The sequence below is a fragment of the Streptomyces mayteni genome, assembly GCF_054783955.1.
Map to the genome: position 1 here is coordinate 27,870 of NZ_BAAGPR010000030.1, position 14,233 is coordinate 42,102.

Sequence of the window (14,233 nt, forward strand, 5' to 3'; positions counted from 1 at the left end):
CCGACGCGTCTCGTCGATAGTCACGGACCACAAGTCTGATCGATGTTCCTGATTTCGAACAAGACCGCGATCTCGCTCACCCCGAAGTCAGACGGCTCGGGCTAGCCACGTGGCCGACGCTATGCAACCCTCTTTGTTGACAAGAGCACGTTGGGGAGCAATACCGGCCTGGAGGGGGAGCTGGTGGAGTTCCGCATCCTTGGCACCATCGAGTTATGGCACGGCGAGCACTCCCACGTTCTGGGGCCCACGAAGGAGGGTATGGCCCTGGCCTCTCTGGCCCTGGCCGCTGGCCGTCCCGTCCCGGTTGACGTCCTGCTGAACCGACTCTGGGATGATCGCCCACCCGAACGCGCCCTGGAGAATCTGCGCACCTATGTCTCTCGGCTGCGCCGGATCATGGTGGCCGTCGCCAGCGGGCAGGATGGGCCAGAGGTCAAGCGGGCCGGTACGGGTGCCTACGTCCTCCACGCCGACCTGCAGTCCGTCGACCTCCACCGGCATGCCACCCTCGCCGCCCAAGCCCGCTCGCTTGCCGACAGTGGTGAGGACCAACAGGCCCTGCACCTCGCTGAGCTGGCCGATCGCTTGTGGCGCGGCGATCCGCTCAATGGGGTCGTCGGGCAGTGGGCCGAGGACATCCGGTCGGCCTTCGCGCGCCAACGAGTCGCGGTCGCCCTGATTCGGGCGAGTGCCGCCCTACGGCGTGGCCATTTCGCCGACATCGTTGGTGACCTCGAAACGCTCACCGTCCAGCACCCGAGCGATGAGGCCCTTGCCGAGCACCTCATGCTCGCCCTGTACGGGTGCGGGCGGCCCCTTGAGGCCCTGGATGTCTATCGGAGGATCCGAGTGGAGCTCCACGAGTTCGGCTCGGATCCCGGTCCTCGACTGCGCCGTCTCCAGCAGGCCGTCCTGCGGCAGGCCCCCATCGACGGGCTCATACCTGGTGGCGTCACCGCCGGTGGTCGGCAGTTCGCCATGCCGGTCCCCAACAATCTGCCGCGCCGCACTCAACTGGTCGGCCGCGAAGTCCAGATGGAACGCATCAGGTCGGCCGTGGTACAGGCGCAGAGCACGGCGGGCCGTGTGATCGGTCTTGAGGCGATCGACGGAATGGGCGGGGTCGGCAAGACCGTCCTGGCCACGGAGGCCGCCCACGAACTCCGCGACCTCTTCCCCGACGGGCAGTTCGTCGTGGAACTGCGCACTCATTCCGGAGATCAGAAGCCGGTCGGGCCTGCCACGGCGCTCGACATGCTGCTGCGTAGCTTCGGCGTTCCGCCCGAGAAGATCCCCCGGGATCTTGACGAGGCCACGGCTCTGTGGCGCTCGGTTCTCGCTCAACGCCGTGCTCTGGTGATCCTTGATGATGTCGCCGACCCAGCCCAGATTCTTCCTCTGCTGCCCGGCGAATCCTCCTCCCTGGTGATCGCGACGAGCCGCCGCCGGCTGAGCGGCCTCCCGGGGCTGCGCCGAGTGCCGCTCGACGTGCTGACAGAGGAACACGCCGTCACGCTGTTCAGAAGCCGGGTGGATGGCCGCGAGCGGACAGCGGTGAGATCCGACGTGGCCGCTATCGTCCGCATCTGCGGATTCCTTCCCCTCGCGATCGAGATCGTCGCGAGTCGCATGAACTCCCACCCCCTGTGGACCGCCGGCGATCTGGCCCGCCGGCTCTCTGACGGCGGGCGTCTCCTGGAGATCCGCGACGGCTACCACGACATCACCCAGATCTTCGCCTTCTCCTACCGATGGCTGAGCGGACGCCAGCAGGCGGCTTTCCGATGCCTCGGAGCGCATTCGGGGGTGGAACTCGGACCGCACGGCGCCGCCGCCCTCCTGGGCTTGCCACTCAACGAAACCGAGCATCTCATCGAGGATCTCCTCAACCAGAACCTGATCCAGGAGCCCCGGCCCCATCGGTACCGGATGCATGACCTGGTGCGAGACTATGCCCGCAGCCTGGCCACCACCGCAGAACTGGTTGACGAGAACACGCGCGCCGCCGACCGCCTCGTCGACTTCTACCTACACGTGGTGGATCGGGCCGACAGACTTCTCTTTCCGTACCGGCCGCGCACCACGGTCGGCGTCCGTCACCATCCGACCGCACTTCCTTCCTGGCCCGACCACGCCGCCGTGCGTGACTGGTTGGCCGAGGAGCGGTCGGAACTGCTCGCGGCTGCCGATGCCGCCTGGGAACTTGGTCCCCCCGGCCGAGCGGCGCTCCTCACCGAGGCCCTCGGCGGATTCCTCGACTCGCTGCGCCACATAACCACCGCCGAGCGGCTGCACCAACGGGCTGTGTTCCACTGGCGTTCGACTGGCGACCCGGGCATGGAGGCGCGCAGCCTCCTGGATCTCAGCATCGTGCAAACCCGTGCCAGCCGCTATCGGCGGGCCATCACGGCGGCGGAACGAGCGCTCGACCTGGCTCGTCGAGTCGGCGACGGCGAGGTCATCGCCGAGGCGCTGCACCAACTGGCCCTTCCTTACCGGCATCAGGGGCAGCTCAGGAAAGCCCTGGACATGCAGCGGGAAGCGCTTGACATCCGGCTGCGCGACGGCGACATCCTCCAGGGGGCACGTTCCCAGAACAACCTCGGTGTCACGCTGCTACATCTGGGCGAGTACGCCTCCGCTGACGCGTCATTCCAGGGTGCGCTCGCAGGCTTCCAGGAATGTGGCGATATGGGGAATATGGGGCGCACTCGGAACAATCTTGGAGATCTCTATCGCGCCACGGGAGCCCACCGCCGTGCTCGAGAGTCCTATGAGATCGCCTTGGTGCTCGCCACCGACCATGGATCGTTGGCCGACCGCACGACGGTGCAGATGAACGTCGCTGATTCCCTCCGGAAGTTCCGGGAACTGGACCCGGCGCTCGTTCTCTACCGCGAGACGCTCTCCATCTTCCGTCAACTCGGCGAGAAGCGCTGGGAGTCAACGGCCCTGACGGGTATCGGGGCGACGCTTCGGGAAAAGGGGCAGTGTGACGAGGCGCTCGCGCATCACGGCAGGGCGCTCGAAATTGCTCAGGAAATCAAAGCGGCGACGGAAGAGGCCCAAGCCCTGGTCGAGTTGGGGCTCACCGAGCAGCGACTGGGCCGGCATGAGGCGGCTTCGCTCCATGTCGAATCAGCCCTGCTCATCGCCCGGCGGATCGGTGCTGCCGCCGAAGTCGCCGAGGCTGAACGGATACTCGGCGGCCTAGGGTGAAAAGGTTGCTCCGCTGGCAGGTCGTCTACGCGGAGAGACTCCATCCAGGCGGGGCGGGGGAACCCCTGATAGATGTAGACTCCCGATACCTGGTTACCGGGCTCATGTCCTTCTGCCGCACGCCAATTTGATCTTGCGGTCGGGTCCTATTACGATCTTGGAGAACCGTTTCTCCATGTTCTCGATAGGAAACGCACGTGGAAATCGTGGTTGCGGTGCTCATGGCGTTCGGGCCCAGTGATGCCCCCGCCTCCGGCGGCGCGGTCGGCCTGACGGCGACGCAGGCCGCATCAGACTCGTTCCAGTCCCAGTCCCAGTCCGACCGGTTGCGGGATGCGGCCCCTGCGGTGAAGACATCTGTCGCCTACCGGGAGTCGGCCTGTATCGATTCGTGATGCCCTGACCCCTCGAGGTCGCTGCCCCTCGGTCTTGGTGCCGAGGGGCACCCTTGTTCCCGCAGGCAGGCCAGACCAGTCACTCCCTCCCACGAGACGGGGAGGCCGCGGACTTCCATCGTCAAGCGGCTGCCGGCGACCGCCTGACCGGGTGGGGGACGGCGTCATGGCCCACGGACCGCGTCCGCGAGATCGACATCGCCCGCCGCGATCACCTTGCCGAACAGCCACACGAGCCGCACCGCCCGGGCCACGCCCAGCACCATGGCCCCCTCCGCCAGCCAGTGCGCACCCCCCGGATCCCGGTGCGTCGTGTCCAGAATCGTGGCCAGCAGACACAGGCCCGCGACCACAAGGGTCGCGCTGAGGATGCTCACCCAGTTCCGCCGGAACACCGGCCCAAGCTGCGGACTCGTCCGTAGCTGACGCATCCGGCGGCCCGTGGACGCCGCGTACTGGGCGATGGCCGCGGTGATGAAGCCGCCGACGATCGCCGCCACCGTCGCCGTCGTCGTGTAGATCGCGATCCGCTGTTCGCGCGACGGCCACTCCAGCACGTCCCCGCCGCCAAGGAGCGCCACGAGACCCGCATGCCCGCCCGTGACACACACGGCGATCAACCAGTCAGCGGACGGCCGAGCAGCCCATCGGCTGTGCAGCCTCAATAGCCAGTTGTCGTTGTTCACGGCGCCTCCCCACCCAGTCCCAGGACCCACCGCGACTCGCGGTGGGATCCACGCTAGCCGTCGGCACCGACAGCCTCACGCAGTCGCCCGTCGTGGTCTTGGGCGGCCTTGAGCACGGCCTCGACCGCGAACCGCAGATCCACTGAGCGCCCGTCCGTGTAAGCCACGGGCACGTCCACCTGGGCCGTGATCCGCTCCGAGATGAAGTCCAGGGGTTGGGTCACCAGAGTCTGCCGGTAGGGGTCTCGCACCGACACTCGGCCGCTCACGGACCGCACCACGCCCTCCTCGTCCACCCACTCGTCGAGGTCGGGCATGAAACTCAGCACATCTCGGCGTAGCCCGGCCGCGGCCTGGTTCCTGCGCCGCGGATCCAGCTTTTTTGCCCCTCGCTGCGCCACCCGCAGCGTCAGGCTGACCTCGGTACCCGGATGCTGCCGTCCGATTTCCCGCATCATGCGGCCGAAGTCGGACGTCTCACGCAACGCCGTCGCGCTGTCCGGGGCGGCCGGTTCCAGTTCCACGGTGAGCTCAGTCACCGCCTCCATCTGGTCCAGCACCTTTCGAGCGTCGGCGTGGATCACCGGCCGCAGCTCCACCTCCCCACACGGCAGTTGAACCCCGTTGAGCCACTTGGTGATGGCGCTCACCCGAGGTGCCGACAACCCACCACTCAACGTGCCGATCACATTGCCATAGGGCAGAAAGCAGATCGTCGTTACGTGCACGACATCGGTCCCGGTCGCAAGACGCAGCGCCTCGATGGTGCCGCTGCCATGGTTGAACTGGTGTGGCACTTCACCGGTGATCTTGGCGAGCAGCAGATGATCCGCTGAGGTTCCCTCGTCCACCGCCCCGATCAGCCGGTCATCGCCACTGACGATGGTCCGCTCAACGGGCGGCTTCGCCTTCACCTCCGCCAGGAAGGCCGACCAGTCCTGTGGTGTCATCCGTGGATGCTCACCGTGCGACCGCACGATCTCGAAGAAGTACGCCGTCCGCTTCCTGGTCGCGGCCATGCCACCCTCACCCCTTCAACGCCAGCCCGCACCGTCCCCGCCCGCGCGCGATCCGCGGCCCACGATCGTAGCCGTATGCTGTGGCCTCGGTACAACGTCGGCACACCGCCCCCGACCGGGGCAATCCAGGTCCGGACCGCGACGCCGCGATGTCCGACCGGCGCACTAGGCTGCGGGATGGCGCCGCCGAACGTGCTAGGCCACAGAAGCGTGGAGCCGAGGAACGCAACACGAAGGGGGAGGCGCACACCCGTGACGCCCACAGGCAGCTCGTCCTCTCCCCGCCCCAAGCCCGGCCCATCGCAGGTCAAGCGGTGGTACCAGACCCGGCCCTCCCCCTACGCCTGGGAGCAGTCGGCCCTCGACCACATCAGGCGCCGCATGCCGAACTCCGCGCCACACTACGCCTGGGCCACGTTCTCCTTCACCGCCGCCAGCGGTCGGGTCAACGAGTGTGATGTCCTCATAGCAACTCCGCGCGGCCTGTACCTCGTTGAGGTGAAATCCCATCCGGGACAGCTGACCAACTCCGGTGACACCTGGAGCTTCCGCGCCTCCGACGGCCGGGTCCGCACCATCCGCAATCCGCTGCACCTGACCGACATCAAGTCCAAGGACCTCAAGGACCGGCTCCGTTGGGCGGTCAGTGAGATGCGGCTGCCCGTGTCCATCCCCCGCATCGAACCCGTCGTCTTCCTCTCCGACGCACAGCTCAGCAGCGAACTCGACGCCGTGCAGCGCACCCGCGTCTTCGGCCGGGACGGGGCACCCACCGGGCTGCCCGGCATCTGGGACGACTTCCTCGGCCAGCCGCCCGAGCGCGAGAGCCAGCGCGTCACCGAGCAGTTCACCCGGCACCTGCCGCAGCTGATGCAGCGCATCGGGGTCAGCGCCTCCACCAAGCACCTCATCTTCGGCGACGAGTGGAAGCTGTCGCCCCGCCCCCTGGACGCGGGGCCCACCTGGGAGGACCGGCTGGCGGAGCGCCGGACGCCCATCCACGAGGAGGGCCGCGTCCGCCTCTACCTCGTCGAACAGCAGGCCACCGACGAGCAGCGCCGCTCCACCACCCGCGCCGCCCAGCGCGAGTACCAGATGCTCCAGGGCATCGCGCACCCCGGGATCGCCCAGGCCGTCGACTTCCGGCAGCACGACGCGGGCCCGGCCATCCTCTTCCGCCATCGGGCCGCCGACCTGCGTCTCGACAACTATCTCGCCGTCCATGGCCCCCGGCTCTCCGAGACGGCACGCCGCGGCATGGTCCGCCAACTGGCCGACGCCGTGCGCTACGCCCACCGCAGGTCCCTCTACCACCGCGCGCTGGCCTCCCGCTCGGTCTATGTGACCGCCAGGGAGAACGGGGCGGATCCCGTCCTGCGGATCACCGACTGGCAGGCGGCGGCCCGCGACTTCGACACGGCCTCGCTCCGCTCCCTCGGCAACACCATCCTCACCCAGCGGCACCTGGAGGACGGCTCGCTGGCCTACCTGGCCCCCGAGGCCGAGAGCGAGCACCCCGACCCGGTCGTGATGGACATCTTCGGCCTCGGCGCCGTCGCCTACCACGTCCTCACCGGGCTGCCGCCGGCGGACAGCAGGGCGGCGCTCAAGCAGCGCCTCCAGGCCGACGGCGGCCTCCACCTGTACGCCGTCAGCGACTCCCTCGACGCCGACCTGGACGAGCTGATCTACGCGGCCACCCGCACCTCGGCCGACGACCGGTTGCAGTCGGCCGACGCCTTTCTCGACCGCCTGGACGAGGTCGAACGCGAGACCGCCCGCCGGGCACACGCCGTCGAGGCAGACCCGCTCACCGCGACCGCGGGCCAGGCCATCGAGGGCGGCTGGACCATCGAACGGGTCCTCGGCGCCGGCTCCACCGCTCGCGCGCTGTTCGTCAGCCGCGTCACCGAAGACCAGTACGGCGGCGAGCAGCGCCAGGAACGCGTGCTCAAGGTCGCCAGGGACGCGCAGAAGAACGACCGCCTCGAAGCGGAGGCCAAGGCGCTCCAGGAGGTGGGCGGCGACCGCATCGTCAAGCTCCTGGATCCCCCCCACCCCGTCGCAGGCCGCATCGTCATCGCCGTGAGCTTCGCCGGCCACCAGACCCTGGCCCAACGACTGCGCGACAAGGGCCGCCTGGGCTGGCGGGAGCTGTCCACCTTCGGCGAGGACCTGTTCCGCGCGGTCGAGGTGCTGGCCGGCAGCGGGGTACGACACCGCGACCTCAAGCCCGACAACCTGGGCATCATCACCCGCCCCGGCGACGGCCAGGCGCAGCTGATGCTGTTCGACTTCTCGCTCGCCGACGTGCGGGACGGCGACATCAAGGCCGGCACCCGCGGCTACCTCGACCCGTTCCTCGGCCAACCCCGGCGCCCCACCTACGACGACCACGCGGAGTGCTACGCCGCGGCCGTGGTGCTGCACGAGATGGCATCCGGCGAACGCCCGGTCTGGGGCGATGGCGCGACCGACCCGCTGTCGGGCCTCGACGACGAACACCCCCAGCTGAGCAGGGACCTCTTCGAACCCGCCTTGGCGGCCGGCCTGGAGGCGTTCTTCCAGCGCGCCCTGCACCGCGACGCACACCGCCGTCACGAGTCGTGGCGACAGATGCGCGATCACTGGCGGGCCATCTTCAGCGACGCCCAGGGACCCCGACCGGACGACGCCGCCGAGTCGGACAGCGAAGCCCCCAGAGACCAGTGCGCGGAGCGGGCCCAGCTCGACACGCTTCTGGAGGAGGCCGGGCTCACCCCCACCGCGGTGGCCGTCGCCGACGAGTACGGCGCCAGCATCGTCCAGGAGTTCCTCGGCATCCCCCGCCACCGGCTCCGGAACCAGCGCGGCGTCGGCAAGAACGTCCAGCTGGAGCTCAGCAGGCGGCACCGTCAGTGGACCACCGCCCTCCGCACCCGAAAGGCGACGCCCCCCGCCTCGGCGACCGGCGCGCCACCGGCCCCGGAACAGGCCGACGCCCGGCTGAGCATCGAACACCTCGCGGAGCTCCTCAACCCCGTGCCCCCGGGCCGCAGGGACAACAAGCGCCCCCTGGTCATCGCCGCCATGCTCGGCCTGCCCGCCCCCGAGGGGGCACCCGCCGAGGTCAACGATCTCGGACCCTGGCCCACCGGGCGGGAGGTGGCGGCCGCCCTCGGCCTCTCGGTGACCACGGTCTCCGGCCACCTCACCTCCGCCACCAAGGAGTGGGCGGCCATGGAGTGGCTGACCCAGGTGCGCGAGGAAATCGTCGAGATCGTCGGCGCAAGGGGCCGTGTGGCCACCGTCGAGGAGGCGGCCAGGGAGCTGCGCGCCCGACACGGGGCGTCCGAGCCGACGGCCGCCAGGACGTTTGCCCTGGTCCGTGCGGCTCTCGCTGCGGAGACCCACGTCACCAAGGGGAAGGGCACCGACTCCGGCCCCGAGCACGAGCCCCGCTTCGGCGCCCTGCGCCGCCGAGGCCGCGTGCTGATCGCCCTGCACTCCCTGCCAGGCTCCGAAGCCCCAACCGCCGAGGAGTACGCGGCCTACGTCATGGATCTCGGCGAGAAGGCCGACGAACTGGCCGCCGCCGACCCTCTGCTCGACAGCGCCTCGGTGTTCCGTCAGCTCCGCAACGTGGCCGGCCCGCCCGGCATGGAGCCCCTGCCGGACCCGCGCATCCTGACCCTCGCCGCGCTCGCGTCCACCACCGCCGCCGCCTCGCCGAAGCAGGAGCTCTACCCCAAGGCGCTCCCGCTCTCACGAGCACTCCAACTCTCCCAGGCCGCGGCCGGTGTGCGGCGCGACGTCGGCATCAGCCTCGACGGCCTGCTGGCCCGGGTGCGCTCGCGGTTCCCGGAGCTGACCCTCGGCACACCCACCTATGTCGAGGTCGAAGAGGCCCTCAAGGAGGCCGGCTTCCCCTTCGCCTACCAGGCGGACCGCTTCCGCCCCCCAGCCCCGCCCGAGCCTCCCGCCACCAGCCGCTTCCGCACGTCCACCTCGTCCAGCATCGCGGCCGCCGGCACCCTGGCCGCCGCCGCGGCCGCCGGCCGGGACCCCGAGGCCCTGCTGCGCGCCAAGCTCACCTCCGCCCTCGACCGCGGCGGCTTTCTGGCACTCAACGTCCACGTCAGGCGGCTGCCCGGCGCCGCGAAGCTGATCAGCGAGGCCTTCCCCGTCGCCCCGGTCAACCTGAGCCGTCTCTTCCTCACCGAGTTCCGCGCCCTGGCCGCCGCACACCACACCGACTGGTCCCAGGTGCTCGCCGCCGACACCCGCTACTCCCGCACCCAGGAACTCCCCGGCGGCCTCCGCTCCTACGTCTCCCGCGTCTGGCAGCGCGTCGCCGACCGGCTGGACGAGATCGCCGCCCGCGACGCCCGCGCCGTGCTGTTCGTCCACACCGCCGGTCTTCTCGCCCACTACTACCCGGCCGGCGGTCACGACCTGCTGGTCGCCCTCCAACGCGCGGCCCGCCGCCCGGGCGCCACCCCCCACGGGCTGTGGCTCCTGACCCCGACCAGCAGCTCCTACGCCACCCCCGAGATCGACGGCAGGATCGTGGAGATCACCGGCGGCGACGCCGAACGCGCGGTGCTCACCGAGAACTTCCTCACCGAGCTGCGGAACGCGCCCGCCGTCGTCGCGGCGACATAGCGCGAGCGCAGCACTTGGATTGGGGAGGCGCCGTGCCTGTCACGCGCCGGCCTCCGCAGGCGACGAGTGCTCCCCGCGCGGCGTCGGCACGGGAAGCGCGCCCTCCTCGACCAGCGACGAGACCGCCTCGGCGTGCTCTCTGATCAGGTAGTCCATCGCGTGCTCGCTGGACGACTGGTACTCCAACTCCTCCTGGTAGAACCGCAGTCGCTCCGCGCAGTCCTCGATGATCTCGCCCCAGGTACGGACCCAGACCCGCCATGCCCCGTGGTCCACCGCGCAGCCCGGTGTCCGGTTCTTCTGGTGGGCGAGATCCCGCAACATGGTCGTCATGTTGTTGCCGACCAGCCAGAAGTCCCAGGTCACGCGAGTGTCGCGGAAACGGTCGTCGGACATGACGGCCGCCGCGTAGCTGTTCAGCTGCTCGAGCTCCTTGATGCCCAACACGAGACTGGGCCGCTTGAGCTCCACGATCAGGTGGTGCCGCTCGCCCTTCCGTAGTGGCCCTGACCGGGACAGCATGAGATCGACGATGCCGCGCCGCCCGTCCTCGCGCCGCACCTCTGCGCCGCGTGGCTCGGGACGTCCCAGCAGCTCCAGGTGTCGCTCCAACACGTGGGTGAGGCTACGGTCGCTGGCGTACAGGCCGTACTCCTCGCCGAAGATCCAGCACTCGCTCTCCAGGATGCGGTGAAGCTCGCCGCGTTCCTTGACCCGGCCCTTGGCCTCCGGATCGAAGGCCAGGTGTTCCAGGGCTGCGAGGAAGTCCAGCCGCCCGGTGACCTCGGTGGAAGCCTTGACGAGCGAGGAGAGCCGGGTGCGGTCCAGCAGCCTTACCAGGTCGGTCTGTTCCTGCTTGGTGAGGGAGAACACCTCCTCCAGGATGCGCAACGTCGCGGTCGGCTCGTGGGTGAGGGTCGACCGGAGCAGGCCGAGGATGGCCTTCCTGGCCCGCTTGCCGGTGGGCAGGTGCTTGGCGACCGTCGTCGCGACGGTGTCGAACGTCTCCCGCTCGGCACGCTCCCGGCCGTCCGCCGGCTCCCCGGCATAGGGATAGACACCCTCGTCGCGCCATCCGAGGACGACCTCCTGGCGCCGCTCCTCCGCCCGTGATCGGAAGTGCGCCCGCAGTCGATCCCGGGCGGCCGTGATCACCTCTTCGGTTCGCTCGTCCGACACCCAGTCGACGAACGCGGGGTCTGTCCCCTGCTCGTCCTCGAACCCGGACCAGGAGAGATAGGCGGTGAAGTGGAAGCCGGGCGCCTGGATGTCGGGCTTGAGCTGCGCGAGGGACACGCCACGGGCGTCGCACAGGATCAGGGCACGGGTGACCGGCCGGCGCCACTCGATGATTTTGAGGAGCGGCCCGGCTCCGGCTGCGCTGTTGCTGCTGGGCAGTGCGTACTCCGCCACCCGGGCCTGGAGTTCGGCGGGGTCCAGACGTTCACCGTCGAACTCGACGGTGATGTCCGGATACGCCTCAAGGTGCAGCGCGAATGCCGCGGTGAGGGTTGTGAGGGTCGTTCGATCGGTGAGCTTCTGGAGATCGGTTCCGCCGGAAGCCGTGAACACTGTGCCGGTCGGGGCCTGTACCGACTCCGGCTCACTGATGTCGAACTGCTCCATCCCCGCGCGGTCCGACTCGATGACGATGCGGTGCCGGCCATTCGTGCCGTCGGCCACGCTGTCCCAGCGAATCTCGGTGCCGAGTGCGAAGGCGCGAATCCTGCCCTGGCCGTTCTTGCCGTGCAGCATGCGCTTCTTCACCGGGCTGAGGCTGGCGGCCCGCTTCCACGACGTGCCGATCGGCTGGAAGTAGGAGGCGGCCATGTCGGCCGCGATTCCCGTGCCGTCGTCACGGACGACGACCCGGTCCACGCCCCCCAGTTCGTTGGTCTCCAACTCCACCAGGACGCGATCGCACTCGGCGTCCAAGGCGTTCCAGATCAGCTCCTCGACCGCCCCCACCGGGTCGTTCATGCGCGCGAGCTGAGCCACATGCTCACGACCGACTTTGAGGGGCAGCTTGACCACGTCACACGCCTTTCCACGCGCCCGCCAACGGCGGACAGACCGGTTCCCAGACCCGTCTTCTCGGCCCGATCGTATCGATCCGCGTCACCGTTTCTCTCAGGGCCGGCTCGCCCTGTGGTGACGGTGGTACGCGTCAGCCTCCTGATCCGTGCAGGTGGCGGTCGGCGAGGTGCCGGGAGGAACGAGGGGGAGGAAGCGGGCCGGGCGGAGGAGCCAGGCGATGGTGAGGCCCTTACCGGTGACGGTGACCGTCACGGGCTCCCCGCGCGCGAGGTCGTGCACGGCCTTCCACTGGCCGTACTCCAGCCAGGTGTACGCCCGCTCCGCCTCGTCAGGCGGCAGCGCGGACACCACCATCCGCAGCGCGATCCGCACCCAGACCACGGCCTGGGTGGGTGCCCGGAAGGACGCGGAGTGGTGGGAAGTGATCTCCCGCCGCCCCGACGTCGGCGACTGCGGGAAGGTCAGGCACTCGCCCCAATAGCCATGCGTGATCACGGTGTTGCTCCTTGCTGGCCGCCTGGTGGCGGCCGGTGGGACAGCGAGAGTCCGATCTCCCGGGCCGCGTCCGTCAGCAGCGTCATCAACTGGGCGGCGGTCACGGACTCGTACCGCTTCTCACCAGCCGAACCGAAGACGAGGACGAACGAGCCGGCGCCCTGAGCGCGTAACGGAATACGCAGTCCCGGTGTCGTGCCCGGCGCTGCGGTCATGGTGGTGTCCCCCCAGACAGTGCGATTCGCGCTCTCGGACGCGCTGCGGTATCGCCGGAACCCTCAGCCGGAAGAACACCCGTTTCCCGCCACCGGCCACCCGCTCGTATCCGGAGGCGTCGGCGAGATCCTTGACCATGGCGAGCCCACGGCCGTGCTCGTCGTTCTCGCCGGAGTGCTGGGCATGCGGAAGGCCGTGCCCGAAGTCGGTCACGCCCACGGTGAGGTAGCCGTCGGAGACGAGTATGTCGACGACGTACTCCCTGCCGCCCGTGGCGTGTCTCACGGAATTGGTCGCGAGCTCCGAGGTGAGCAGTTCCGCGATGTCGGCGATGTCCTCGCCGAATTCCCAGGCAAGTACCGCGTTGCGTACGGCTTTACGAGCCCGGCTCGGCGAATCCTTACTCGACCAGTAGCGGAATGTCCGCCTGATGCCAACCACACGCGCCTCCTTTCAGAGAGCGGAGTTCGCACACGGGTGCGCCCAACGAACGGGCACACACGTCAAGTTGATGGCTCGCCACCTTGTGTGATGAGTCGTGCACACCGTATGGTGGCCGACATCGAATTGGCAAGCCCGCCATCTGCACGTGTGCAGATGAGCCGTGTTGGTGGTCGACGCCGCTCGGACAGGGCAGACTGAACACAGGAAGCAGGGAGGGAGCATGGCCAGCACGTTCCGCAGCCGAAGGCTCGGCGCTGATCTGCGCGAACTACGCGAGAAGTCGGGGATCGGGGCCGAAGCCGTGGCGGAGGAGATGGGGTTCTCCCGCCCCAAGCTCAGCCGCATCGAGGGCGGCGAGGTCCGCGTCTCGAAGAACGACATCAAGGCGCTGCTGCACCTGTACGGAGTGGACGACAAGGCGCGCCAGGAAGCGTTCTTCCAGGCCGCGCGTGAAGCGCACAAGCACGGCTGGTGGCGGGCCTACCAGGACACGCTGCCGCGCACGTACTCCGAGTACATCTCTCTGGAGGCGGACGCGGTCGAGATCAAGAACTTCGAGCCCATCCTGATTCCTGGCCTGCTCCAGACCGAGGCGTACACCCGGGCAGTGATCCACACCAACCCGGCCGTTCTACCACCCGCCGACATCGACGAGCGGGTGAAGGTGATCCGCGAGCGGCAGGCCGTGCTGGAGCGCAAGTCCCCGGCCCGGCTGTGGGTTGTGATCGGTGAGTCCGCCGTCCGTCAGACGGTCGGCGGCGTCAACGTCATGCGGGAACAGCTCACCCATCTGAGCGGAATGACGGCCTACCAGCACATCGTTATCCAGGTGCTCCCACACACCGCCGGCGCGCATGCTGGGCTCACGGGTGCCTTCGTGGTCTTCGGGCTGCCGCAGGACCCCAGTGTCGTGTGCGTGGAGAACATGACCGGCACGCTCTACATGGACAGCCCCGGCGAACAACGGAGCTATGGCGACGCGTTCGACCATCTGAGAGCGGCGGCGCTGAACCCGGCGGACTCGCTCGCTCTCATCCAGCGAGTGGCAGAGGAAATGCGAGAAGAGTAGGAAAGG

The 14,233-nt window shown here is 69.0% G+C and carries 9 protein-coding genes; 4 read left to right on the top strand and 5 right to left on the bottom strand.

Annotation, left to right across the window (positions count from 1 at the left end):
- Positions 1-183: 183 nt before the first annotated feature.
- Positions 184-3,222: an AfsR/SARP family transcriptional regulator gene (locus tag ACYVPE_RS16135; protein ID WP_461034282.1), complete on the top strand. Its 3,039-nt coding sequence runs from the start codon at positions 184-186 to the stop codon at positions 3,220-3,222.
- 197 nt (positions 3,223-3,419) lie between these two features.
- Complete coding sequence (locus tag ACYVPE_RS16140) at positions 3,420-3,617, top strand: hypothetical protein (protein ID WP_461034283.1); 198 nt, start codon at positions 3,420-3,422, stop codon at positions 3,615-3,617.
- 164 nt (positions 3,618-3,781) lie between these two features.
- On the opposite strand, the gene ACYVPE_RS16145 is transcribed toward ACYVPE_RS16140, so the two are convergent.
- Both ACYVPE_RS16145 and ACYVPE_RS16150 read right to left on the bottom strand, forming a co-directional pair.
- The gene (locus ACYVPE_RS16145) at positions 3,782-4,303 is read right to left on the bottom strand and encodes a hypothetical protein (protein ID WP_461034284.1); all 522 of its coding nucleotides are present in this window, start codon (positions 4,301-4,303) and stop codon (positions 3,782-3,784) included.
- Positions 4,304-4,356: 53 nt separating this feature from the next.
- A complete protein-coding gene (locus ACYVPE_RS16150) occupies positions 4,357-5,322 on the bottom strand; it encodes a hypothetical protein (RefSeq protein ID WP_461034285.1) in 966 nt (321 codons plus the stop codon).
- Between the two features lie 252 nt (positions 5,323-5,574).
- Between ACYVPE_RS16150 and pglW the strand changes: the two genes are divergently transcribed.
- Entirely contained in the window at positions 5,575-9,966 is a 4,392-nt protein-coding gene (gene pglW, locus ACYVPE_RS16155) for a BREX system serine/threonine kinase PglW (protein ID WP_461034286.1), read from the top strand.
- A 39-nt stretch (positions 9,967-10,005) separates the two neighbouring features.
- Here the strand turns inward: pglW and ACYVPE_RS16160 are convergent, their stop codons facing one another.
- From ACYVPE_RS16160 to ACYVPE_RS16170, 3 genes are all read right to left on the bottom strand, one after another.
- The gene (locus ACYVPE_RS16160) at positions 10,006-11,946 is read right to left on the bottom strand and encodes an ATP-binding protein (protein ID WP_461034287.1); all 1,941 of its coding nucleotides are present in this window, start codon (positions 11,944-11,946) and stop codon (positions 10,006-10,008) included.
- 150 nt (positions 11,947-12,096) lie between these two features.
- Entirely contained in the window at positions 12,097-12,498 is a 402-nt protein-coding gene (locus tag ACYVPE_RS16165) for a hypothetical protein (RefSeq protein ID WP_461034288.1), read from the bottom strand.
- 120 nt (positions 12,499-12,618) lie between these two features.
- Positions 12,619-13,155 carry an ATP-binding protein gene (locus tag ACYVPE_RS16170; protein WP_461034289.1) on the bottom strand — a complete coding sequence of 179 codons (537 nt, stop codon included), beginning with the start codon at positions 13,153-13,155 and terminating at the stop codon, positions 12,619-12,621.
- Between the two features lie 223 nt (positions 13,156-13,378).
- On the opposite strand from ACYVPE_RS16170, the gene ACYVPE_RS16175 reads away from it, so the two are divergent.
- Positions 13,379-14,227: a helix-turn-helix domain-containing protein gene (locus ACYVPE_RS16175; protein ID WP_461034290.1), complete on the top strand. Its 849-nt coding sequence runs from the start codon at positions 13,379-13,381 to the stop codon at positions 14,225-14,227.
- The last annotated feature ends 6 nt before the right edge of the window (positions 14,228-14,233 follow it).